The following is a 22,196-nucleotide window of genomic DNA, read 5'->3' as shown; positions in this document are numbered from 1 at the left end:
GGTGGGTGCTGGCGCGGATATCGAGCTGCGTGGCTCTCGAACGAAGCCGATCTGCCCCATGGACGCCGTTGGATCATGGCAGACAGCAGCGACCCGCCTGGGCGATTGTTGTCAGCTGACAACAGGGCCCTACCAAGGATGGATGTTGTCAGCTGACAACAATTTGGGACCTGCGGTCGTCAGTCGCTTCAATTCGCCAAGGCGCGTCGCACCAGTCGAGTCACGATCGGTATCCCATCGGTAGTCGACATCGATCCGCGCCGCGCAGAATTCAAAGCGAGGAAGGAGCGCGCGAGGGTGGGATGGTCGTTATTGTCCCGACGACCAGATGATCTGCGAGGACAGCCCTGAGGGAAGCAGCATCCGGAGAGGGAGAGGGCAGGTGTTCATAGACAACTAACCATAAAAGTTGCCCTCACACGTCACGAAGGCCGCACGTCTTCGGGGCGCAAACGACGAGGCCGGCCCTTCCCATTGGTGTATCCGTGATGATATACAGGTATACACGATGCGGTCTAGAGGAGCGCGCCATGGCCTTCCACATCAAGAACCCTGAGACCGACGCGCTCGCTCGCAAGGTGGCCTCGCTAAAAAAACTCGGCCTCACCGAAGCAGTGCACGTGGCGCTCGCCCATGAGCTCGAGCGCGAGCAGGGCAAGCCGTCTTTGGTCGACCTTGGCGTCCAGTTCTGCCGGGATCTACGCGCGAGGGGCGACGCCGCCAAGGGACAGCCCGCCGATAAGGCGTTCCGCGACAGTTTGTATGAGGACACCTGATGTTCATCGACGCTTCGGCTTTGACCGCGCTCCTGACCGACGAGGAGGAGGCACGAGAGCTTTTGGCTCGCCTGCAGCAGACCGGAACGCGTCTGACGTCACCGTTGGCGGTATGGGAGGCGGCGGTCGCGGTCGCGCGCGTGCTGGATCTTTCGGTCAGCGCCGCCGCCGAAGCGATCGAAGAGTATTTGGCGCTAATGGAGATCGCCGTTGTCGCGGTGCCGGCTGAAACGGCAAGGCTCGCTCTCGACGCCTTCGACCGATTCGGCAAGGGCCGGCATCCGGCGAGCCTCAATTTCGGGGACTGTTTTGCCTACGCTTGCGCCCGGCATCTGGGGCAGCCCTTGATGTTCAAGGGCGGTGACTTTCCGCAAACCGATATCGAAGCCGCCTAAGCGACCCGGCTGGGGCGGCCGCGGCGCGCGGAAAGAAGGGGGCTTGTCCGGACCAGGGCAGGGAGTTTACCGGGCAGCGGCCCTCGGATCGCTGATGCGCTTTAACGGCCTGCTCAATCGATAAGCAGTGATTATTGACAGCGAGCGCCACTGGGAACCAGCCTGTCGCTATGACCGAAGTTATTCCCGTGATAGCTTCCGTTTGAACGATTCTTGTTAGGGTTATCAACACCTTGCAAAACGGTTACTCAATTCCCGATCCACTGCCTTGGGCTCAGCTAGCCGGCCCACTCGCCATCGCCGAGGACGCGCTTGCCCGGCTCGACGAACGCCTGGCCAAGAGCCCGATCCGCGACGGCTGGATTGCGCGCACACATTATACTGACGCCTGCGCCAGTCTGTGGCTGGAAGGCGAATTGGTCCATCTCGAAGATCTGGTTCTCCACGACGCCGGCAGGGACATCCGCGCCCCGACCCACGAACTCACCCGCGCCCACGCCGTGCTACGGACCCGGCGCCGCATCGCCGACGCGAAGCCGGATTGGGCGCCATCGCCGGCGGGGCTCGACAGCCTGCGCGGCCGCACCGGGCAGGGCGAGTGGGAGGAGGGCAGGGGCATCCGAAAGGAAGGGGAGCGAAGCTTCGTCGGCGGCTACGATAGCGGAGACGCTGATCTCGACACGTCGCTTGGCGGCATCGAGTCCGACCCGCACCTAGCCGCCGCCTTCGCCGCGGTCGACGCCGCGAATGCCAAGGCGGAGCGGACACTCACCGGCGGGAGTCGCACCCAGTCCGAGCGGGACCCGGTGGTCTACGACCCCGACTGGGACGAGGACGCGCGTCTCGACGACTGGCGCGCCGTGGTCGAGCAGACCCGCATATTGCCGCCGACGCTCGCGGCCGCGCTTGCGACTGAGGCTTGGGACGCCATCGCCCCGCTGCAGCACACGCCCTGGCTCGGCCGGCTGCTGGCAGCCAGCGTGTTGCGCGCGCGGGCCAAGACCCGCTGGCATCTGCCCTGCCTGCATGACGGGTTGAAGGCCATCCCCCGCGAACGCCGGCGGCCGCGCGACGCGGCGGCGCGACTCGCCGTGCAACTCGAGGCCATCACCGCTGCCGCGGCGGCCGGTCTCAAGGACCACGACCGCTGGCTTAACCAGCGAACCCTGCTCGCCCGAAAACTCGCCGGCCGTCGCGCCACGTCAAAACTGCCGGCGCTGCTCGACTATATGCTGACCCGGCCGATCGCCTCGGCCGGTATGATCGCGAAGGAGCTTAAGATCACGCCGCGCGCCGCTCAGGACCTGGTCGGCGAGCTTGACCTGCGGGAGGTGACCGGCAGGGGACGATATCGGGCTTGGGGGATTCTGTAGGCGCCCTCAGTTCGGTGCCCCGCCCCGCAGCAGATCCCGGTAGCCATGCTCGGTGATCCAGCGGGCACGGGCGAGATGGGTTTCCCACGCCCGGCGCGCCCGATCCGGCTCGCGCGCGACGTCAATATGCAGCACGGTCCGCGCGACCTCTTTCCAGTCGGAGCCATTGGCTGCGGCATCGAGCAGACGGAGATAGGTGACCAGGTGCTGCTCGTCATAGTCGGTCAGAATCGGCGCGGTCGGCGCGGCATCGGCGACATCAAGATCGGCCGCTGACTTCTGCATGGGGTGTATTCGCCGGCAAGGTTTCTTGTCAGCGGAGAGTAGGCGCGTTCGTGCACCGGTGAGTAGACCCGAATTGCGCACCACGTGGTGCCTAGCGGGTATCACCGAGCACAGCGCAACCGCAGCTGACGAGTTCTTGGCCGATCTAGGGTTAGCTTAATCCGGGTTATCGTAGCCTGACTGCGACTTCGACTCCCAATTCAAGCTTGCAGAACTTTGATATTATTCTTACTATCGTAGTATGGCTACGACCCAAAGAAACAAGCTAAGAAGGCTGTACACCCGCTTGGCGCCGGGGGCGCCGCTGACCTCCGGTGACCTCGCCGCCCTCGGGATATCGGCTGACCTTGCCGTCCACTATGTCCGTGCCGGCTGGTTGCAACGGTTGGCACGCGGCGTCTATTGCCGGCCAAACGATCCGCCCACTTTGCACCCGAGCCTCGTCCTGCTGCAGCGGAGCTTCGAAGGATTGCATGTCGGCGGCAAGTCGGCCTTCGACTGGCACGGCATCCGCCAGTACATCCCCCAGCGGCCCGTCCTCCATCTATACGGCTGGAAAGCCGGACGCCTTCCGGAGTGGTTCACCCAGCGCTTCCCGGCCGAGTACCACCGCAAGCGACTCTTCAAGGAAGAACCCGGCGCGCTGCTTCATGTCCGGCCCTTCGAGAGCCGCAAGGGCGGCCCGCTCGTCTCGGCGCCGGAACGCGCATTGCTGGAGGTGCTGAGCGAAGTCGGCGTCCGGCAGCCGCTGCAAGAAGCGCGCGAGCTGGTCGAAAGCACTTACAGCCTGCGTGCCGATCTGCTGCGAGACCTGCTCAAGCGCTGCACCAGCGTCAAGACCGTGCGCCTGTGCCTGCAGCTTGGCCGCGAACTCTCTCAGCCCTGGGCCAGCAAGCTCGATCCGTCTCAACTGCCCAAGGGCAGCGACCGGGCCTGGGTGTCCCGCTCCGCTGATGGGCTCCTGGTGCTGAAGCCATGAACCAGGTCTACCTCGACAGCGCGCGGTTGCTGACGCGCGTGGCGCCGCTGGTGCTCGTCGACGATACGTTCGCACTCAAGGGCGGCACGGCGATCAACCTGTTCGTGCGCGACATGCCGCGGCTCTCGGTCGATCTCGATCTGGTGTTTCCCGACCACACACTGCCGCGCGAGCAGGCTCTGCGGCGCATCAACGAGGCCATCCGTCAGTCGGCCGCGCGCCTGCAGAAGCAGGGCTTTCTGACCCATGCGCCGGCCGCGACGGAATCCGGCGAGACAAAGCTGATGGTGCGGCGAGGGGGCATTGAGGTCAAGATCGAGGTCAACTTCGTCATGCGCGGCACCGTCCATCCGGTGCACATGGCGTCGCTGACAGAGGCCGCGCGCGACACGCTGCAGGCGGATCTCGAAATCCCGGTGGTGTCGTTCGAAGACGTATATGGCGGCAAACTGGTTGCGGCGATGGACCGGCAGCATCCCCGCGATCTGTTCGATGTCACGCAGCTTTTTGTGCACGAGGGAATCACGGCGGGCATTCGCCGCGCTTTCGTCGTCTATCTCGCGAGCCATAACCGGCCGGTGCACGAGGTTCTGTTTCCATCGCTGCGGGATCTCCGCCAGGAGTTCGAACACAATTTCGCGGGCATGACCACCGAGCCCGTTGAACTCGACGCGCTCTTGGCAGCGCGCGAGCGAATGATGCGCGAACTGCAGCAAGGTCTGAACGCCGACGAGCGCCGCTTCCTGCTGTCGCTGGTTGCCGCAGAGCCCGAATGGTCGCTACTGGGCGTGCCGCACTTGGAGCAGCTTCCCGGCCTGCGATGGAAGCTCCAAAATTTGGAACGGCTTCGGAAGGCCAATGCCCGAAAATTCGCCGAGCAATCGAATGCGCTGGCCCGGCTATTTGGATGAGCGTAGGTGGGCCGTCGCCACGCGCCGCAGGTGATGCGGTGTGACTGCCGACGAGGCCCTTCCGGCCTCCCCATCAGCTATCCATGAAGGGATAGGCGGCACGATGAGGCAGCGCTTGTCGACTTTACGCGCGCGTTCAAAATCGTTTCTCACCGCCTACGGGTGAAGGCCCCGCCTCGCGGCGGGGCCACCTGCGCGGCGTCTCAGTCGCGACTCGGGCGAGACCAGATGAGCGAGTGGCCTTCCTCGCCGTCGACCTCGACCAGCGTCGCGTAGATCGGAGCCGGGAAGCTCGGGTCGTCCAGCTTGACCGAGTGGTACTCGCGGCCCGTATCCTGGGACTTCTTCTTCCACATGGCGCCGAACTCGATGTTCGCGCCCGCGAAGATGCGGTAGTCCGGGGCCTTGTCTGAAGTGCGTTCGGCCGGAACGATCTTGGTCTTGACGGTGCCTAGAGCGAGGGTCTTGACGGTGCCGACGAAGCCGTTGCCGTTGACGGTGAAGTTGCCGATGGTAGCCATGTTCGTGTCCTCTTTCGTTCTCGGGCCGCGACCATCGCGACCTCGATGGCTGTCGTTGACCGGAGGCGATCGGACCGCACCCGAAGGGCCGCCACGCAGTAGAGGGCGGCCAGGGGGAGGCTTTCTTGTCTCGCGAGGAATGGACGCGCAGCAACCAGGGGAAGAAAGCCGAGAACGGCCGTTGCGGTCTTTTGATCGAGGCGGAGCGCAGCGACGACGGCCTTCGGTTAGACATGCCAAATCGAGGACGCATTGGGCGCGACAGGCCGAACGATGAGGATACGGCTGAGCGACAGGCAAGCCACACCGCACGACGACGGGCGCATCGGTGAAAGGCACTCGCGCGCGTCGCGTAAGCTTTCCGCCAGTCCAGCGGACGCAATAACAACCCCGGACTGTCGTATCGTGATGACACCAGCCTTCTGCGGCTTCGGAAAGACGCTCGCCCAGAAACAGACGGGCATCTCGGAAGCCAGAAGAACCCGCCCGGCGCATCTCGCCTATGCCGTCGGGATGGGAAGCGCCGCCTCTCCAGTCGCCGGCACAGGCATGACGCCGCACAAAAGAGCGGCCCCCGCCGTGAGATGAGGCCTTCGTCATTGTCTAGAAAGGTGAACGATGAGCGCAAGCGGCCGAGACACGGATCGTTGCGCCTCATGCCGCTTGGTCGATCTCGGCCGGCTCGGGCTGAAGACCGTGCAGGTAAGTCACCGCGCGTTGCGCGTGGGCGGCCGCGCTGAAGATAAAACGCCTGTCGTTGGCCAGCACCTCCAACCACGATGCAAGGTAACTCGCATGATCGGCACGCGGCTCGAGTTCGGGCACGATACCAAGGTCCGCGCTGAGGAAGCACGCGCCAAGTTCCGCAACCAGCTCTTCACGGGCGCGCTCGCTGCGATCCTTTGCGTAGCGGCTGAGATCGCGATTGACGCGATGCGCTGGCGCAGTCCAATGCACGCATTCATGCGCGAGCGTGGCGGCATAGCTCTCGGCGTCACGAAAACTTTCGAACAGCGGCATCTGGATGATGTCGAGCGATGGTGCGAAGAAAGCCTTGTCACCGCCATGCCGGATGGTCGCGCCGGTGTTGGCGAAGAAGGCGTCCACATGCGCGATGCGCTGCGCCGGCGCGATGGTCGGCGCCGGGCGCCCGTAATAGTGATCCGGCAGGTCGTCGATCTGATCGACGCAAAACACGGTATAGGCGCGCAGGAACAGAACGGTCCGTTCGACGTCGTCGCCATGCTCGTCGGTCTCGGTCTTGGTGATCTTGTTGGCGTAGACCACCATCGTTCCGCTCTCGCCCTTGCGGATATGGCCGCCGAGCTCGAGTGATTGCTTGAACGTCATCCAGATCGATGACGTGAAGCCGCGCGCGACCGCTTCCGACCACAGCAGCACGACGTTAATGCCCTGGTAGGGCATGCCGTTGTGACGCAGCGGGCGCGTGATGCGCCCAGCCGCGTTGGCCGCATTCCACGGCTTGACCCACGGACGCACACCGCGCTCAAGGTCTGCGACGATGCGATCGGTGATGCGCGCATAGATGTCGGCGCGGGGTTTGGTTTCCTTACCAGTCATAATCCTAACCTCCGTTGGAGGCCGCGCCCGCTGCGCGCGCAGCAATTGCGGGACGCCCAACAGCGGCCCGAGCTTGTCGAGCAGATGCGGCTCGACCTGCGGCGGACGGAGATGGGCTTCACCACGCTCGAATTCATCCGGGTGGCGCTCGCCAAGCATGAGGTGAGCAAGAAGGGTAGCAAGAAGCCAATCGCGTTCGCGCCGGGTCTTGCGCGTCCGAACCGCTGGTGCGGCTCGATGGAATATGAGTTGAGCAATGGTGGTGCGATCATCAGCTACGTCACGCGCCGCGACATCGCCGAGACGATCCGGTTCATTCCAGAGGCGGAGAATCCGAGCGACGAGGATCTGGCCGGCTTCCGAGCCTATATGAACCCGCCCGATGTCGAGGCGCTGGGCGGCTGATGGGATCATGAGCGACCAGCTACCACCACGACCCGGGAAGACCAAGGCCTTCGACTTGCTCGCGTCGGTGGCCGCTTTTGCGCGCGAACACGCCATCGCGCTGAACGATCGGTCGCTGGTGGAGCGATTCATCGCCGACGCTGGCCCCAAGCTGATGGAGGCATTGGCAGACCCGACTCTGATCCATGGCTCGCGAACCGAACGCCTGTTCGAGGCGACGGTCCTCAGCCTGGGGCGTTTTCGTTTACTGAAGACTGAGGACGCCGGCCGCGTTCATGCCGCTGGCACCTTCCGCGCTCCGGATTTCCGGGTGGTCCTCGACGAGGGCGAGCAGTGGCTGGTCGAGGTCAAGAATGTCCGGATCAAGGAGCCGTTCAAGCAGGAGACGCGGATGTCCGCGGCCTATCTGGCTTCGCTGCAGGCCTATGCGGACATGGTCGGAACGCCGCTGAAGCTGGCGATATTCTGGTCACTGTGGAACATCTGGACGGTCATTTCGCCGGATCGCTTTCGCACTCAAAATGGCGGTCTTCGAGTCACGATGAAGGATGCGGTTCTCGCGAACGAGTCCGAGCGGCTCGGCGAGGTAATCATCATGACCAAGCCACCGCTGCGGCTTGTGCTTGGGGCGGCGACCGATATGCCGCGTTCGCTGAGCCCGGAGGGGCTTGCCAACTTCATCATCGGATCAGCGAAACTCTTCAGCGGTGACGTCGAGCTGACCGATCCCAGGGACCGAAAGCTCGCAGAGGTGCTTCTGTTCTATGGCGAGTGGTCCACCGAAGGTCCGCTTGCAGTTACCGACGGCGGCGAGTTCGCCGGTGTCGAGTTCGTCGCCACGCCGGAAGAACCTTCCGACCAGGGTTGGGATGGCATTGGCTGGGCGAGCCGGATTTTCAGCCGTTATTATGCCGCGCAGACTATCGATGGCGACCAGGTCATCCAGCTCCATGGCGAGGCGGCGCCGGAATGGTTTGCGCCGCTATCGGATTGGGATTTCAAGAATAGCAAGTTGCCGCTTTTGCTGGGGCGGGTTCAGGCGCCGGACGATCAGGCGGCCTGCGATCCGGAGCCGTCTGTATGACGCTCATTTCTGCGGGCATCGTCTGGCCGGGCTGCCCGCGTCGGCTTAGTCGTCATCAGCCGGCGGCTCAGGGGGCGGCGGCACCCAGCCGTCGGACTGTAGGAAGGTGAGAACGTCTTCGTATTTGTCGATCCGGCGCATCCGAACAATGTGTTGATAGAAGCGATTCCGTGCGTCACGGCTCGGCCGGTCGGCGCGCGTCGCGTTGCGCAGCAGAGCAAGCAGAAGCGTATCTGTCTCGGCTGCGTCCCAGTTCTGTCCGTTGTCGATCACGGCATCGAGAAGCTGGTCGAGTTGCTGGCCGTTGAGGCGGCCGGCGAACGGCGTGATGAGGTCGCTGAAGTTCGCTTCTGATCTACGCCAGCTACCAGAGCCTTGATATTCTTCGACTGCCCGGGGCCACAAGTCGGCGAGCGGCTGTGAGGCGACCGCGTTGACGAGGTGTTCTCGATCGAGGCCGGCGATGACGGCTAGCAGCGCTGCGCGGAATTGCGGGACGGTGACACCAGCAAGGATGCGATAGTCGGTGAGGGCGGCGGGGACGGCGTTGTTGACAGTCGCCTGCAGGGCTGTCCGTGTCGCCTCTTGAAGCTGAGGCCAGAAATCCGGAAAAGCAGCGATGAATGCAATGGCGCGAGGCCGGTTCGCCGGTTCGAGATTTCGATCAGCCTGACGATGGCCGCAAAGATGTCCGGCCAAGCCTGAGGGGCGCGGTCACGCACAGTGACCAGCGAGGGGATGATCTTGCGATGGAGCGGCTCCCACTGCGCCGGTACGCCCTTGAGAAGGGATTTTGCGAGCACCGTGCCGAAATTGCGGACGTTCTGCGCGCGAACCCGCGCGAGGTAGCGTTGCTCGACGTAGTCCAGGATGCGCTCATAGGCCGTCGGAAAGCCCGGTGACTGAACGTCGACGTCGTAGAGGTCGAAGATCGCCTTGCCCTGCAGTGGTTCCTGCGACAGCACGAGATCGACCGTGTTGACGAGATGGAGCCGCACCAGCTCCGGCGATGGCTCGAAGAGATCGGCCTCGGCTGAGAAAGCGGGGTGGGCGCAACGATGTCGATCCTCGCGAAGGCGCTCCAGATGCGTTCGGGCAATGCGGTTGACGACCTGCGTGTTTGCCGTCGCATCTTCGAGGATGCCTGCCTCGAGCTGCAGCAGCTTGGCGACGTCGCCCGCGGCAGTGGCGTTGTCCCATGATTGCAGAAAAGCCGTCGCGGCCGCATCGCCCATGGCGCTGAGCTCGCGGTATTTTGCGATCAGATCGTAGGCGAGAGCAACCCAGGCGGACGTGAGAGCGCCGCGCAACGCGCCTGCCTTGTAGGCCTTCACAGCGTCGAGAAAGTGCACCTTCGACGGGGGATGCCGAATTCGGGTGAGGAGTATGTCGAGATCTACAAATCCAGAGTCTACGGTTTTCTGTCCAGGGAGTGTAATGTGCTGAGATGACAACACCCTGTCATATGCTACCGAAAATCCCGCGTCTTCACCTAAATGGTATCGATGTGGAGGTCGAGGATGTAAATGTCGCGCGTTCGCAGGCACTTAGAGGGCGGCCCACGCGGATCGGGACCGGAGTCGCCGTTGCGGACCTGGTCGCCACGGCCGTGAGGCGCGGAAACGCCGCGTTGCGACTGTCGACGATGGCAAGATCGGCCGAGGTTGGTGATACGCTGAGCGACGAAGTGAACGACGTCGTCCTCGCGCTGGATACGGCCGCGAACCGCCATCATGCTGGCCGACAGGACGGCGCGGCCGCTGGCCTCGAGCACCTTCCCAGCTGCTACGGCGACCGCTCAGGCGGCAATTCTCTGTTCATTTCGGGCTGACCGGACGCGGGGAGTGGAAATCAAGCCTTGGGGCCTTCGCTAACCGCAGCCTGCGCGGATCGCCGTTTAAAGATCATCTTAGCCGGAGTGTCTGATGCGAGTTCGAATGGCGCCCACGTCATGTCATCGACGAGTCGGTCCCGTCCGCAGATCATGTGCCGGACCCTCGGAAAGTGCGCGAACTGGCCCGCGACGCTGCGGTTGAAGCCGTGCGCCAGCTCGATCGGCATCTCCCCGTTCACGAAGGCTCCGTCGAAGTCGCCGACGACGACCAGGATCAGCGTGTGCGGGTCGACCGCCAGCACCCGCTGGAACGGCACCATTCCCGGGAGGGGCAAATCCATCGTGGCATGTGCAGGAGCAGGCGCGGGCAGCACGGGCGTGGTCGAAGACCGGAGCGGGATCGGCGACCGTGCCACCTGGATCAGCGAACGGTCATAATCGTCTGCGAACGAGCGCAGGGCCATCGCGTTGAACATGAGCTTCGCAAAGTCCGGGTTCGCACGCAGCGTCGCGTACATCTCCCGCTCTTCCTCGGTGAACTCCGTCTCGGAAGAAGGATCGGCCGCCATCGCGGCGAGCTCTGCGCTCGTTTGAAGATAGTGGGGTGTGCGGGCCTCGAGATGCCGAACGAGCGAATAGAGAATAGGCCTGTCGGTCTGGTCGAGGTCGGCGGAGCGTCCAGCGACGATCTTGGCCCAGGTGTCGCTCCGACTGATCGGCGTCTCGACGGTCCGGTTGATATCCGTCTCGACCGAAATCGGGCGATTGCCCTGCATATGTACATAGAAGTCGCGCTCGTACCCGATGCTCTTGATCGAGCGCTCCATCCACACGGCGACGGTTCCCTCCTTAGCCAGAGTGGTTACCTTCGTGCGCGCCTCGTCGATGGCGAAGTTACGGAGGAAGAATTGCGGAACGACGTGATGGTCGCGTGGATCGTCCATCAGAAACTGCTCCTTTCATTCCGACTTCGGTAGGACTTCTCCTGACCGATCCCCGATCGGCCGCAGAAGGCCTGTTACTCCGGTCCCATTGCCCTCGAGCGGGAGCGTGGCTACGACAACCGCCGACTCTACGGCGAACGCACCATTGAGGGTGGGACCGGCATCGGTAAAGCCAAGTGGTCCCCGTGGGCGGTCGCGCTGTAAACTGTATATCTCGTCGCGACTGTGATTGCGCGAAGCACCAACCATTGGTTGAATAATCGAATGGTTATGCAACGTCTTACACTTGGCTACGTCTGGAAGCAGAAGCAGATTCCCGTCTTGCTCCGTCGAACCGGACGTGGTGAGAAGCTCCGAGTGCGACTGCCGTTCGCCGATGGTAATCGGCAATGGCTGCAGAACGGCCGGCGAACGGAGCCTGAATGGATCGGCGGCGATCACGCGTACTGGGAGCTGCCAAAGGCATGGTTCAACGACGGCGTCGATCGAGCTCTGCTGCGATACGGCAAAGTCTATATTATCCAGCCCTACCGCGAGCAGGAGATCTGCGCACTGGCGTGCCAGGAAGCACTGGGGCATGAATGCCAGTGTTCTTGCATGGGCGCCAATCATGGCATCGGCAATGATGGAAGCTGGTTTGAGGTTTCCGACACCTTCCCGATCCGTTGGGGGGAGCGCGAGCTCGCCTGCCGTTTGCTCACGGCCCGGTAAGGACGAGTGGCTAATGAGCCGCCTACGTCATCGGGCAACGGATGAATTTCTCGACCGCGCCGTCGAGAAACACTCGCTCGATGTGATGCCCGGCGCCTTCAACGAGACTGCGTGCCACCATCGGCAGCTCCCGAACCGACCGCTGCACGTCATCCATCGCAATCGGTGCGTCGCTTTCCGGCACATCGATCCGTGTGACGTTGTTCTTGCCGACCAGCAGATAGGCCTGGCCGAGCGCATTGCGGGATTGCGCGCGGGCGGCCGCATTGAATGAGCGCATGAACGCCCAATCCTTGATGCCGCCGTTGCGCGCCCGCTCATCGACAGTGAAAGTGGACTCACCTGTTCCCAGGCTCAGGATACGCACGTCCTCGCGCGAAATGTTGAAGCAGGCCAGGGCGTCGACCAGGGCATTCATGACCGGATTGTTGGCCCAAATGCCGCCATCGATCATGATGTACCCGTCGTCCTCGACACCGGGGTAGTAAGACGGGGCCGCTGTCGTATGGAGCGCCACATGGGCGAACTTCTTGTGGCGGTCCTTCTGGTAGTCCGGGTGGTGCGGCGTCTTGTATAGGAACGGCTCGCCGTGGCGCCCTTCGAAGCTCGGGATGACCAGGCGGGTGACGGCATCGTCGAGCACTTTGTCGCCAAAGATCCGCAGCAGCTCCTCTCTGAGCGCGGCCTGGTCGTGCTTCGGCTTGAACACCCAGCGCAGCGCCCTCGACACCTTGCCGAGCCCAGCCGCGGGCGGAAAGATACGCTCACCGCGCTCAAGATAGATGTTCAAGGCCAGCCTAGCCGTCATCCCATGGGCAAGGGCGAGCGCGATGATGCCGCCCGTCGAGGTGCCCGCGATCATGTCGAAGTGATTGGCGATGGAGGCGCCGCCCAGGAAGCGGCTTTCGAGTTCGGCCAAGACGGCCGCAGGGAATACGCCGCGAATTCCGCCACCGTCAATCGACAGGATGCGAAAGGGGCGGGCCTGCGGCCATGATTGCTTCAGGCGAGCATGTTGGATCGTGCCGTCGGACCGGCGCGGCGGAATATAATTCATCGGGTGGTCTCCACTACATCGGCGAGTTCTGATCCGGCGTGCCGCCCGCCGCCGGTCCAGCGCCCGGTCATCAACCAAAGTTCGTAGCAGGCGAGCCAGTCGAGCGCCCAAGGGACGGTCGTGCTGGCGATGGTCATCGCCGATGACCATTCCCTCTCGCGAGGATCGAACAGGCAAAGAGTCGGATCCTCGGCAGGCGGATAGACATGGGGCAGTTGCCCCTCGGAATTGCCGGGCAACCGAACCAGTTCAGGTGAGAGGACCCGCACCTCGGGGAACGACCCGAGCCCATAACGGATTTCCAGTGAGTAGCCTGAATATTGCGGCCTCACACTTCCCACCCACCGCGCTGACTGAGCGCGGCGGTCGACGCGGCGCGCAGCGAACTGCGGCCAGGTCGCCTTCATCGCGGCGATCTGCTCGTCGATAGAGAGGATCGCCGCCACCATCAGATCTTACGCCCGAAGAAGGTGTGCGGGCGCGCCACCGAAACCGCCGGATTGACGAGCGGCGCCGCGATGGCGGCGGCCGAGGGCAACAGCACACCGCCCCGCCGTGTGTAGAGCTGACGGGATTGCTGGATGCCGCCACCGATCTCGGTGGCGATCTGGTCGGCGGCCCGGGTCACAACGCGGTCTCCGAAGTTCTCGCGCAACGCGTCCATCGTCGTGTTGGGGAACATCTCGCCCTTGCGCATCGCCTCAAGCGAACGGACCATCTCGCGCAGATGCCCGGCGAAGTCGTCCTGCTGAGCAATGGATTCCGGCCAGCGGTCGGTAAAGACGTCGGCCTCGCACACCGGATTGGCGATATGCAGGAGCCGTCCGTAAAGCGAATCCTGCTCAATGTCGCGGATGATCCAGCTCGCAAGGCGAACAAGCATGGCGCCGAGCGACATGTTCGGCTGCGCGGCGAGCCCGGCGTAGTAGGAGAGTATCACCGACGGCGGAATGCGGCCGGTGTAGCTGGCGTAGCGAATGTTGCGGAAGCGCTTGAGGAGCTGGAGGGCGAGCGTCGCAGTGTTCTTGACGATGAAGTCGCACTGATCGGGAACATCGTCCACATCTGCGTCGGCGCGAGCGGCAAGGAGCTATGGCTGATTTTGGGTGACGCGGCCTGATCAGGCGGCGTGGCTTTCAGTGTTCGGAATGACTTCGATTCCGTCGATGAACTTTACACCGGCGATGACTTTCGGCAACTGGTTCGTGCTCTTCAATCGCCGCCAGGTCTTCGATGCGGCGTCGATGAGCTTGAACACCATCAGCTTCGCAGTTTGTTGCGACAGCGATCCCTTGGTCCGCACCGTTCGGTGGCGCACCGTGGCGAAGACGCTCTCGATCGGGTTCGAGCTGCGTAGGTGGATCCAGTGCTCAGCAGGGAAGTCGAAGAAGGCGAGCAGCGCATGGCGATCCTTGATCAGGCACTCCACCGCACGTCCGTATTTGACGTGGTATTTCTCTTCCTGCCGCACCACTCCATTGATGAGCCATGTATCTGGATGCAGCGAGTAAGTGCCCATCGCGAGTAGCATTCCCTTTTTCGGCAACTCTTCACCGAATACTCGCTGCATTTCACTTAGAGCTTTGCTTTCGCCATAGAGCCGCGACCACTTATGGAATGTTGCTTCAATCTCCCAGTCCTGGCAGGTGCCCTCGCGAAGACCGTCATCCGTTCGGTATCGGTATTTGAAGAGATATGGGCAGGGAATGTAGCTGCGAACGACCTGCTTCGAGAAGAGATCGCTTTGAGCGCGTATTGCGTCGAACGTTTCCTTCTCGTCATCGATGTCCTTCTGGCCCTTTTTCTCATAGCGGAATGACGTCACCTCGAGCGGCTTGAGCAACGCAAAACTCTTCCCGGCCTGGCGCTCGCGATTGAGGCTGGTCACTATAGTCTTGGCAAGAATGTGAGTTGGCGCGGGGTCCCGGCGCCGATCGGCACGTTAAGCCGTTGACATCATTAATCTGGGCAAGGTCATTCCATCGCGCCGATTCACAAATCAATCCGCTTCGCGCTCCATCCGGCCACAAAAATCGCGGCGCTGGCTAACCCGTCTTATTCGCGAGAGGGCGCCTGAGAGGCTGGCGAGCGTGGTGTAAAGCGCTGATGCGGCGTAGGATTCGGTTGCGAAGCCACCCCATCACCTTCAACCGCGAACGCCACGCCCGCCATGACCGATGATACGATTTCAGACCACTATCGAGAAGCAAGAATTCAACACAAATAAAACCTCTGCCTCGCGCTCGATCTCTTCATGCTTGATAGTCTCGTTTCGGATCACCTACCGCGTCTAATAGGCCGCTCGCGCCGGTTTCTTTGGACGCGGCACGACCGCGACTCCACGTTTCGGCACAGAAATGATCGGGAGTCACTCAATCTTTCTTCAACTTAACCCGTCTTATTCGTAAGAGTGCGCCTGAGGGGTAAAGCGCTGATGCGGCGTAGGATTCGGTTGCGAAGCCAACCCCATCACCTCCAACCGCGAACGCCACGCCCGCCATGACCGACGATACGATTCCGCCCTTCTCGTTTCCAGCCATTCACGCCAAGAAAGTCACAGCTGCCTTCGATGGTGGGCGCCTAACCTCGAACGGGGGCGTGATGCTTCTGGCGATGGCCGAGCGGCGTCTCGGTTTGGCCAACAATCTGGCCCGGGTGTTCCCGGATCGGCGCGATCCGACGCGGGTCGTGCACAGCCTGGTCGATATGTTCCGCGCTCGCATGTTCGCGATCTGCTGCGGCTACGAGGACGCCGACGACCTCGATCATCTGAGGTCCGATCCGGCATTCAAACTGGCCTGCGGTCGCCTACCGGACACGGGCCGGGATTTGTGTTCCCAGCCGACGCTGTCGCGGCTGGAGAATGCTCCGCGCCTGCGCGACGTGATCCGGCTGACCTACACTTTGGTCGACGCATGGATGGATAGCTACCCGCGCGAGCCGGCATCCGTCACGCTCGACATCGATGATACCTGCGACGTCGTCCACGGCCATCAGCAGCTCTCGCTGTTCAACGCTCATTATGACGAACGCTGCTTCCTGCCGATCCACGTCTACGACACGGAGAAGAGCCGGCCCGTGGCCGTCGTGCTGCGGCCCGGCAAGACGCCGGGCGGCGTCGAGGTGCGTGCCCATCTGCGCCGTACGGCATATCCGGACGCGGTGGCACAACACGCAAATTACGTTCCGTGGCGACGGGCACTATGCCCGGCCGGAGGCCATGGCGTGGTGCGAGACCAACGGCATCGACTACATCTTCGGTCTGTCCGGCACCAAGCCTCTCGCCAGAAAAGTCGACGAGGTCGCCGACGACATCCGCACCCGACGCGCCATCGAGAACCTGCCGGTTCTGCGTGGCTATACCGAGACGCGCCACAAGGCAAAGTCCTGGGATCGCGAACGGCGCACCGTCGCCCGTATTGAGGCGACGATGCTCGGCCTCGACATCCGTTTCGTCGTCACCAGCCTCGATGTCGGCTCGGCCGAGTGGATCTACGACAGCCTGTATTGCGCGCGCGGCCAAGCCGAGAATCTGATCAAGCTGCATAAGACACAGCTCGCCTCCGACCGCACCAGCTGCCGTTCGGCGCTCGCCAACCAGGTCCGTCTCGTGCTCCATACGGCCGCTTATTGGCTGATGCTGACCGTGCGCGACGCCATTCCCAAAGCCCGGGAATTGGCCGCTGCCGAGTTCGCGACGCTGCGTCTTCGTCTCTTGAAACTCGCTGCCCGTGTGGTCGAGACCACGAGCCGCATTCGCCTTGCGTTCGCCGCGGCATGTCCCGAAGCCGACCTGATCCGCGGCTTGCCCGGCGCGCTGCTGCCGCTCAGTCCTTGACCGGCGGGGCGTCCGCCCCCGTTCGCCCAACCCATCCCTCAAGCGCGTTGCAAAGTACCGGTCGTCAGGCGGCGAAAAGCCGAAGGCAATCCTGTGCGCCTCGTCAGACAAGATGTGCGGCCGCATCAATCGGGCCCAAAAGCCGCACTCTCACGAATAGGACGGGCTAAGCAGCCCGAGACAATCGACGCGTGGCGCAACGAAGACGAGAACCCATGACGGGCTCTATATTTCCGCTGCAATAAACTACCTGTTGACACAGAATCGAATATGCCCCCTAAATGTAGCCGTCACGGTCTCTCGAATCACAAGATAGAGAGCTAAGAGGGAAGCCGGTACGGCCGAAAGCCAAAGCCGGCGCTGCCCCCGCAACTGTAAGCGGCGAGCCGATGTCGATAGAGTCACTGGCGCAAAATCTCCGCGTCGGGAAGGCCAGACAGCAGCAATAACCCGCGAGCCAGGAGACCTGCCGCGACAACAACAGAGTCCTCGGGCGGGGTGTCCCGGTGGTCGCTTGCCGGCAGTCGGCCGCCGAGGGCGGCTCGTTTTCCGCATGCGCCTACCTCGGCCCTGCCCCAACCCATATGGGATGCCGATGTCTGGTCTGGGTCAAAGCAATTCTTTGCAAGCCGCATTGCCGCGCTCGATCGTCAAACGCGATGGCGACACGGTTGTGTTCGATGCCGGCAAGATCCGTTCTGCGATCGCGCGCGCGGGACGGGCGACCGGCGAGTTCGACGACGAGGCGGCCGGCCGGCTCACGGGAGAGACTATCAAGGTCATCGCGCACCGCTTCGCCGGCGCAACGCCCCAAATTGAAGAGGTGCAGGATATTGTCGAGCAGGTGCTGATCGCGGCCGACTATTTCGCCACTGCGCGCGCCTACATCGTCTATCGTGAGAAACGCGGACAGGCGCGTCGGGACCACAAGACGATGGTTGATGTCGCCGCTTCCATCAACGAGTATCTCGAACGTACCGACTGGCGCGTGAATGCCAACGCCAACCAGGGCTATTCGCTGGGCGGCCTTATCCTGAACCTCTCGGGCAAGGTCGTCGCCAACTACTGGCTGTCGCACATCTACCCGCCGGAGATCGGCCACGCCCATCGTGAAGGCGACATCCATATCCATGACCTCGACATGCTCGCCGGTTATTGCGCCGGCTGGTCGCTGCGCACGCTCTTGACCGAGGGACTGAACGGCGTGCCCGGCAAGGTCGAGGCCGGCCCGCCGAAGCACATGTCGAGTGCGGTCGGGCAGATCGTCAATTTTCTCGGCACGTTGCAGAACGAGTGGGCGGGCGCGCAAGCCTTCAGTTCGTTCGACACCTATATGGCGCCGTTCATCCGGAGGGACGGCTTGAGCTACGGCGACGTACTGCAATCGATCCAGGAGCTCATCTACAACCTCAATGTCCCCTCGCGCTGGGGTACGCAGACGCCTTTCACCAATCTCACCTTCGACTGGACCTGCCCGGAGGACCTCCGCGATCAGGTGCCGGTGATCGGCGGAGAGGAGATGGATTTCACCTATGGCGACCTGCGTTCCGAAATGGACATGATCAACCGCGCCTATATGGAGGTGATGACGAAAGGTGACGCCAAGGGCCGTGTATTCACCTTTCCAATCCCGACCTACAACATCGCTGCGGATTTCCCCTGGGAGAGCGATAACGCTGATCGCCTGTTCGAGATGACGGCGAAATACGGCCTGCCCTACTTCCAGAACTTCATCAATTCCGAGCTCAAGCCGAACATGATCCGCTCGATGTGCTGCCGACTACAGCTCGATCTCACCGAGCTGCTCAAGCGCGGTAACGGCCTGTTCGGCAGCGCTGAGCAGACCGGCTCTATTGGTGTGGTTACCATTAATTGCGCTCGCCTCGGCTATCTGCATCGCGGCGACGAAGCGGGCCTATTCCATCGCCTCGACGCGCTGCTGGAAATCGGTCGCAACAGCCTGGACATCAAGCGCAAGGTCGTGCAACGCTACATGGACGACGGACTTTTTCCCTATAGCAAGCGCTATCTGGGCACGCTGCGCAACCATTTCTCGACGCTCGGCGTCAATGGCGTCAACGAGATGATCCGCAACCTCACCGCCGATTGCGAGAACATCAGCACACCCTGGGGCCATGCCTTTGCGGTACGGCTGCTCGACCATGTGCGCGCGCGCATCGCCGCGTTCCAGACCGAAACCGGCATCCTGTTCAACCTCGAAGCCACGCCCGCGGAGGGCACGACCTACCGCTTCGCGAAGGAAGACCGCAAGCGCTACCCCGGAATCTTGCAGGCGGGCACCGTCGATCTCCCCTATTACACCAATTCGAGCCAGCTTCCGGTCGGCCTCACCGACGATCCGTTCGAGGCCCTTGAGCGCCAAGACGAGCTGCAACGCAAATACACCGGCGGTACGGTGCTCCATCTCTACATGGGCTCACGCTTGTCCTCGGGCGCAGCGTGCAAGAAGCTCGTGCGGCGGGCGCTCTCAAATTTCCGCCTACCCTACGTCACCGTCACGCCGACATTCTCGATCTGTCCGACGCACGGCTATCTCGAAGGCGAGCATGCCTTCTGCCCGAAATGCGACGCCGAACGGCTCGCAGCCAAGCGGCATGCCGCCGCGCACTGAAAGGAGACCACAGATGAACGAATCCACTGCCCGTGCGACCAGCACCGATTCCGCGGTGACGCTCAGCGACGACGAGCGCCAGCCCTGTGAGGTCTGGACCCGCGTGATGGGTTATCACCGGCCGGTGTCGTCGTTCAATCGCGGCAAGAAAGGCGAGCACAATGAGCGCAGGTTCTTCGCTGAAGCGCGCGTCGCGCTCGGCTGAATTGCAGATTGGCGGGCTGGCCCGGCTGTCCACCTGCGACTGGCCGGGCGAGCTCGTGGCAACGGTGTTCTGCCAGGGCTGCCCTTGGTCGTGCGGCTATTGCCACAACCCGCATCTGATTCCGCCGAGGGGAGACTTCGAAATCGCGTGGCCGGACGTGCTGTCTTTTCTCGACAGCCGTCGCGGCCTGCTCGACGGCGTGGTGTTCTCTGGCGGCGAACCCACCCTCCAGGCGGCGCTGCCGGACGCGATGCGTGCTGTGCGACGCGAACTCGGCTTCCGCATCGGATTGCACACCGCCGGGCCCTATCCCACACGGCTGTCCGCCGTATTGCCGCTCGTCGACTGGATTGGCTTCGACGTCAAGGCTGCGTTCGATGATTACGCGCGGATCACTGGCGTCATTGGGAGCGGCATCAAGGCCAAGGCCAGCCTCGTGCGCCTGCTCGAAAGCGGCGTCGCGTGCGACATCCGCACGACGGTTCATGATGCCTTGCTGGATCGCTCCGACCTGGCGCGTCTGGCGTCCGACCTTGTCGCGCTTGGCGTTCCTGCCCATCGGCTTCAGCCGTTCCGCGCGGCCGGATGCACGACCGCGAGCCTGCTTTAGTCCCCGTGAGCCGCTGCAGTTCGGGGTGCTGGCTGCGGCACCTATCCTTCCACACTCCTTCCACCCGAGTTGCGGTCCGCCAGACACCAGGCCATTTGCGATTCCCGGACCGAAGATACCGAGACCCAACAACGAGAGTGCTGCGAGTACAGCGTCTTGTCGCGCGTCAACCGGGCAACGCCCTCCGCCATGAAACGCGCCTGCCAGCGCCACACCACTGGCTTCGATTTGCCCGACCGGCGCATGATCTCGGCAGTGCCACAACCGTCAGACAGGGGGGACTTGAGGCGATGGCCGCCTCGGTTTCGAAGTCCAGCCACTCGCAGAGGCCGCGATCAAGGCCGCCGATGGCCCGCTCGATGTCGCCCGCGGTGACGAGGCCTCTTCCGGCTCTTAAGCCAATTTCAGGATAAATGCGAACGCGCCGACGCCCCTCGCTTTCGTCCAGTTCTTCGTGGATTGCGAAATAGGTTGGCTGCCCAGCTTTCGGCATGATGCCCTGGCCTTCGAGGGCGCTGACAAGGTAAGCTATAGCTCGGCACTCCCAATCACCCGTAAGCGACGTTCGCGTCCCATTCGCAAAGGTTTGGCGTGGGGATTGCAGTCTGTTGATCAACGTGTTTGCAAATCGTTGGCGGGGGGTATGGAGGCGGCAACGACGGAGAATTACGAGGTGCGGCCGAACGACCAGGGCAGGAGCTCGTCGATCCGGGACTGCGGGTGACCGGTTGCGATCGCTTTGAGCGTCGCTTTCATCCAGACGTAGGGCTCCACGCTGTTGATTTTGCAGGTGGCGATGAGCGAAGCTATGCGCGCCCATGAACGACCACCTTCGTCGTGACCAGCAAATAAACTATTTTTACGCGTCAGAGTCAGCGGCCTGATTTGATTTTCGACGGGATTGGTGTCCATCTCAACGCAACCATCGTCGAGAAACAAGGTGAGGCCATCCCAATGGTTCAGGAGATAGGCGATCGCCTTGCCCATCTCGCTGCCCGGCGACAGGCGAGCGGCTTGCTCGCGCAGAAACCTCTCGAGTTCAGCGACGAGCGGCCGTGATCGCTCGTTACGGGTCGTTTGCCGAGCCGGGGCGTCGGCGCCACGGATCTCCTTCTCGATCGCATAGAGTGCGGCGATGCGCGCGAGAACGGCTTCGGCGATGGGTGAGCCGGCTTTCGGAGTCGCTGCGATGATCTTGCGCCTTGAGTGGGACCAACATGCGGCCAGCCGCAGCGGCACGCCGCCTTTGCGCTTGGGCCGTGCGAGCCGATGATAGCCCTGGTATCCGTCGACCTGAAGGATGCCGTCGAAGCCCTCGAGGATGCGCTCAGCATGGTCACCACCGCGTCCTGGCGCGTAGTGGTAGACCACGATTGGTGGATCAGCGCCGCCGTGGCCGCGATCGTCGCGCAGGACAGCCCACAGATAGCCGGTCTTCGTTCGGCCCCGGCCCGGATCGAGCACAGGCGCCCTGGTCTCGTCTATGAACAAGCGGCCCGATTGCTTCATCACGACGCTCATGCGCTCGACCAGCGGCGCGAGGTGGAAGGCGACCGTTCCCATCCAGTCTGCCAGAACGGCGCGATCGATGAAGATGCCATGCCGAGCCAGAACCTGCGACTGACGATAGAGTGGCATGTGCTCGCTGAACTTGGCGACCGCCACCTGCGCCAGCAGCGCCTCGGTGGGGATGCCACCCTCCACGAGATGGGCGGGCGCCGGCGCCTGAGCAACACCGGTGCAGCCCTTTGCGCAGGCGTAGCGCGGTCGCACCGTCTCGATCACACGATACTGGGCGGCCATGACATCGAGACGGCGGGAGCGATCCTCGCCGATCTGGACCATCCGGCCGCAGCCGCAGGGACACTCGAGGTTCTCGGGTTCGATCACCTGCTCGATGCGCGGCAGGTGCGCGGGAAAGGCACGGGCAGCGCGCCTGGTCCGGCGGCTGGACGGCGCCGTGCCGGCGCGGCGCGCACGATCGTCCTGGCGTTCCTGGACTTCGGCGATGGCAATCTCGATGTCCTCGAGAACCAGTTGCATCTGATCGGGATT

21 protein-coding genes, 3 pseudogenes and 1 riboswitch are annotated in these 22,196 nt (G+C 62.9%); of the genes and pseudogenes, 13 read left to right on the top strand and 11 right to left on the bottom strand.

The genetic code is table 11. From position 1 onward, the window contains the following. Positions 1-530: 530 nt before the first annotated feature. The 3 genes from ACFLEY_RS48650 (at position 531) to ACFLEY_RS48640 (ending at position 2,544) form a co-directional block, all read left to right on the top strand. Positions 531-776, top strand: a complete 246-nt coding sequence (locus ACFLEY_RS48650) for a type II toxin-antitoxin system VapB family antitoxin (RefSeq protein WP_028152781.1) — start codon at positions 531-533, stop codon at positions 774-776. Next, entirely contained in the window at positions 776-1,171 is a 396-nt protein-coding gene (locus tag ACFLEY_RS48645; RefSeq protein WP_009859458.1) for a type II toxin-antitoxin system VapC family toxin, read from the top strand. The genes ACFLEY_RS48650 and ACFLEY_RS48645 overlap by 1 nt, the downstream gene beginning before the upstream one ends. A 224-nt stretch (positions 1,172-1,395) precedes the next feature. Beyond that, positions 1,396-2,544, top strand: a complete 1,149-nt coding sequence (locus ACFLEY_RS48640; protein WP_396605031.1) for an RHE_PE00001 family protein — start codon at positions 1,396-1,398, stop codon at positions 2,542-2,544. A 6-nt stretch (positions 2,545-2,550) separates the two neighbouring features. Here ACFLEY_RS48640 and ACFLEY_RS48635 read toward each other — a convergent pair whose 3' ends face one another. Then, the gene (locus ACFLEY_RS48635) at positions 2,551-2,838 is read right to left on the bottom strand and encodes a DNA -binding domain-containing protein (protein WP_373565407.1); all 288 of its coding nucleotides are present in this window, start codon (positions 2,836-2,838) and stop codon (positions 2,551-2,553) included. A 232-nt stretch (positions 2,839-3,070) separates the two neighbouring features. On the opposite strand from ACFLEY_RS48635, the gene ACFLEY_RS48630 reads away from it, so the two are divergent. Both ACFLEY_RS48630 and ACFLEY_RS48625 read left to right on the top strand, forming a co-directional pair. Next, a complete protein-coding gene (locus ACFLEY_RS48630) occupies positions 3,071-3,808 on the top strand; it encodes a type IV toxin-antitoxin system AbiEi family antitoxin domain-containing protein (RefSeq protein ID WP_028152778.1) in 738 nt (245 codons plus the stop codon). Next, positions 3,805-4,719 (top strand): nucleotidyl transferase AbiEii/AbiGii toxin family protein, encoded by a 915-nt coding sequence (locus ACFLEY_RS48625; RefSeq protein WP_038953874.1) that lies wholly within the window; start codon positions 3,805-3,807, stop codon positions 4,717-4,719. The genes ACFLEY_RS48630 and ACFLEY_RS48625 overlap by 4 nt, the downstream gene beginning before the upstream one ends. Positions 4,720-4,922: 203 nt before the next feature. Here the strand turns inward: ACFLEY_RS48625 and ACFLEY_RS48620 are convergent, their stop codons facing one another. Continuing rightward, a complete protein-coding gene (locus tag ACFLEY_RS48620) occupies positions 4,923-5,240 on the bottom strand; it encodes a DUF736 domain-containing protein (RefSeq protein ID WP_060913221.1) in 318 nt (105 codons plus the stop codon). Positions 5,241-5,894: 654 nt separating this feature from the next. Further along, positions 5,895-6,821: an ArdC family protein gene (locus ACFLEY_RS48615; protein WP_060913234.1), complete on the bottom strand. Its 927-nt coding sequence runs from the start codon at positions 6,819-6,821 to the stop codon at positions 5,895-5,897. Between the two features lie 45 nt (positions 6,822-6,866). Between ACFLEY_RS48615 and ACFLEY_RS48610 the strand changes: the two genes are divergently transcribed. Both ACFLEY_RS48610 and ACFLEY_RS48605 read left to right on the top strand, forming a co-directional pair. Next, positions 6,867-7,226: a hypothetical protein gene (locus ACFLEY_RS48610; RefSeq protein WP_211434220.1), complete on the top strand. Its 360-nt coding sequence runs from the start codon at positions 6,867-6,869 to the stop codon at positions 7,224-7,226. A 7-nt stretch (positions 7,227-7,233) separates the two neighbouring features. Further along, a complete protein-coding gene (locus ACFLEY_RS48605; protein ID WP_060913233.1) occupies positions 7,234-8,310 on the top strand; it encodes a hypothetical protein in 1,077 nt (358 codons plus the stop codon). A gap of 45 nt (positions 8,311-8,355) precedes the next feature. Here the strand turns inward: ACFLEY_RS48605 and ACFLEY_RS48600 are convergent, their stop codons facing one another. Next, positions 8,356-8,715: a hypothetical protein gene (locus ACFLEY_RS48600; RefSeq protein WP_028181988.1), complete on the bottom strand. Its 360-nt coding sequence runs from the start codon at positions 8,713-8,715 to the stop codon at positions 8,356-8,358. 65 nt (positions 8,716-8,780) lie between these two features. Then, entirely contained in the window at positions 8,781-9,857 is a 1,077-nt protein-coding gene (locus tag ACFLEY_RS48595; RefSeq protein ID WP_396605024.1) for a hypothetical protein, read from the bottom strand. Between the two features lie 83 nt (positions 9,858-9,940). On the opposite strand from ACFLEY_RS48595, the gene ACFLEY_RS48590 reads away from it, so the two are divergent. Further along, complete coding sequence (locus ACFLEY_RS48590) at positions 9,941-10,141, top strand: hypothetical protein (RefSeq protein WP_396605023.1); 201 nt, start codon at positions 9,941-9,943, stop codon at positions 10,139-10,141. A gap of 20 nt (positions 10,142-10,161) precedes the next feature. On the opposite strand, the gene ACFLEY_RS48585 is transcribed toward ACFLEY_RS48590, so the two are convergent. Next, positions 10,162-11,088 carry a DUF4238 domain-containing protein gene (locus ACFLEY_RS48585; protein ID WP_028181985.1) on the bottom strand — a complete coding sequence of 309 codons (927 nt, stop codon included), beginning with the start codon at positions 11,086-11,088 and terminating at the stop codon, positions 10,162-10,164. 270 nt (positions 11,089-11,358) lie between these two features. Between ACFLEY_RS48585 and ACFLEY_RS48580 the strand changes: the two genes are divergently transcribed. Further along, positions 11,359-11,799 carry a hypothetical protein gene (locus tag ACFLEY_RS48580; protein WP_060913232.1) on the top strand — a complete coding sequence of 147 codons (441 nt, stop codon included), beginning with the start codon at positions 11,359-11,361 and terminating at the stop codon, positions 11,797-11,799. Positions 11,800-11,821: 22 nt separating this feature from the next. Here ACFLEY_RS48580 and ACFLEY_RS48575 read toward each other — a convergent pair whose 3' ends face one another. The 4 genes and pseudogenes from ACFLEY_RS48575 to ACFLEY_RS48560 form a co-directional block, all read right to left on the bottom strand. Beyond that, a complete protein-coding gene (locus ACFLEY_RS48575) occupies positions 11,822-12,856 on the bottom strand; it encodes a CBASS cGAMP-activated phospholipase (protein WP_060913220.1) in 1,035 nt (344 codons plus the stop codon). Next, positions 12,853-13,305, bottom strand: a complete 453-nt coding sequence (locus tag ACFLEY_RS48570) for a hypothetical protein (protein ID WP_060913219.1) — start codon at positions 13,303-13,305, stop codon at positions 12,853-12,855. The genes ACFLEY_RS48575 and ACFLEY_RS48570 overlap by 4 nt, the downstream gene beginning before the upstream one ends. Beyond that, positions 13,305-13,919, bottom strand: coding sequence for a hypothetical protein (locus ACFLEY_RS48565; protein ID WP_249163334.1), 615 nt, complete (start codon positions 13,917-13,919; stop codon positions 13,305-13,307). The genes ACFLEY_RS48570 and ACFLEY_RS48565 overlap by 1 nt, the downstream gene beginning before the upstream one ends. Positions 13,920-13,976: 57 nt before the next feature. Continuing rightward, positions 13,977-14,315 (bottom strand): annotated as a pseudogene (locus ACFLEY_RS48560) (transposase); the annotation flags it as partial. Positions 14,316-15,355: 1,040 nt separating this feature from the next. On the opposite strand from ACFLEY_RS48560, the pseudogene ACFLEY_RS48555 reads away from it, so the two are divergent. The 4 genes and pseudogenes from ACFLEY_RS48555 to ACFLEY_RS48540 all read left to right on the top strand — a co-directional run bounded on the left by ACFLEY_RS48555 (position 15,356) and on the right by ACFLEY_RS48540 (position 20,141). Next, a pseudogene (locus tag ACFLEY_RS48555) lies at positions 15,356-16,694 on the top strand (IS1380-like element ISBdi2 family transposase). Between the two features lie 276 nt (positions 16,695-16,970). Continuing rightward, positions 16,971-17,183: riboswitch (cobalamin riboswitch) on the top strand. A 133-nt stretch (positions 17,184-17,316) separates the two neighbouring features. After that, positions 17,317-19,326, top strand: coding sequence for a ribonucleoside triphosphate reductase (locus tag ACFLEY_RS48550; RefSeq protein ID WP_283823371.1), 2,010 nt, complete (start codon positions 17,317-17,319; stop codon positions 19,324-19,326). A gap of 13 nt (positions 19,327-19,339) precedes the next feature. Next, positions 19,340-19,531 (top strand): anaerobic ribonucleoside-triphosphate reductase, encoded by a 192-nt coding sequence (nrdD, locus tag ACFLEY_RS48545; protein ID WP_060913217.1) that lies wholly within the window; start codon positions 19,340-19,342, stop codon positions 19,529-19,531. Next, on the top strand, positions 19,488-20,141 hold the full coding sequence (locus ACFLEY_RS48540; protein ID WP_060913216.1) for an anaerobic ribonucleoside-triphosphate reductase activating protein: 654 nt from the start codon (positions 19,488-19,490) through the stop codon (positions 20,139-20,141). The genes nrdD and ACFLEY_RS48540 overlap by 44 nt, the downstream gene beginning before the upstream one ends. A 666-nt stretch (positions 20,142-20,807) precedes the next feature. On the opposite strand, the pseudogene tnpC reads toward ACFLEY_RS48540, so the two are convergent. After that, a pseudogene (gene tnpC / locus ACFLEY_RS48535) lies at positions 20,808-22,196 on the bottom strand (IS66 family transposase); the annotation flags it as partial.

The organism is Bradyrhizobium sp. YCK136 (assembly GCF_044570075.1).
GTDB lineage: Bacteria > Pseudomonadota > Alphaproteobacteria > Rhizobiales > Xanthobacteraceae > Bradyrhizobium > Bradyrhizobium diazoefficiens.
Note: the sequence above shows the minus strand (reverse complement) of the source record. Positions and strands in the feature narration are given on the sequence as shown.

Coding starts and splice junctions, on each gene's coding strand:
- ACFLEY_RS48570 (WP_060913219.1), bottom strand. CDS start 13,305: ATGGTGGCGGCGATCCTCTCTATCGACGAGCAGATCGCCGCGATGAAG.
- ACFLEY_RS48630 (WP_028152778.1), top strand. CDS start 3,071: ATGGCTACGACCCAAAGAAACAAGCTAAGAAGGCTGTACACCCGCTTG.
- ACFLEY_RS48615 (WP_060913234.1), bottom strand. CDS start 6,821: ATGACTGGTAAGGAAACCAAACCCCGCGCCGACATCTATGCGCGCATC.
- ACFLEY_RS48650 (WP_028152781.1), top strand. CDS start 531: ATGGCCTTCCACATCAAGAACCCTGAGACCGACGCGCTCGCTCGCAAG.
- ACFLEY_RS48585 (WP_028181985.1), bottom strand. CDS start 11,088: ATGGACGATCCACGCGACCATCACGTCGTTCCGCAATTCTTCCTCCGT.
- ACFLEY_RS48620 (WP_060913221.1), bottom strand. CDS start 5,240: ATGGCTACCATCGGCAACTTCACCGTCAACGGCAACGGCTTCGTCGGC.
- ACFLEY_RS48580 (WP_060913232.1), top strand. CDS start 11,359: ATGCAACGTCTTACACTTGGCTACGTCTGGAAGCAGAAGCAGATTCCC.
- ACFLEY_RS48540 (WP_060913216.1), top strand. CDS start 19,488: ATGAGCGCAGGTTCTTCGCTGAAGCGCGCGTCGCGCTCGGCTGAATTG.
- ACFLEY_RS48645 (WP_009859458.1), top strand. CDS start 776: ATGTTCATCGACGCTTCGGCTTTGACCGCGCTCCTGACCGACGAGGAG.
- ACFLEY_RS48625 (WP_038953874.1), top strand. CDS start 3,805: ATGAACCAGGTCTACCTCGACAGCGCGCGGTTGCTGACGCGCGTGGCG.
- ACFLEY_RS48575 (WP_060913220.1), bottom strand. CDS start 12,856: ATGAATTATATTCCGCCGCGCCGGTCCGACGGCACGATCCAACATGCT.
- nrdD (WP_060913217.1), top strand. CDS start 19,340: ATGAACGAATCCACTGCCCGTGCGACCAGCACCGATTCCGCGGTGACG.
- ACFLEY_RS48605 (WP_060913233.1), top strand. CDS start 7,234: ATGAGCGACCAGCTACCACCACGACCCGGGAAGACCAAGGCCTTCGAC.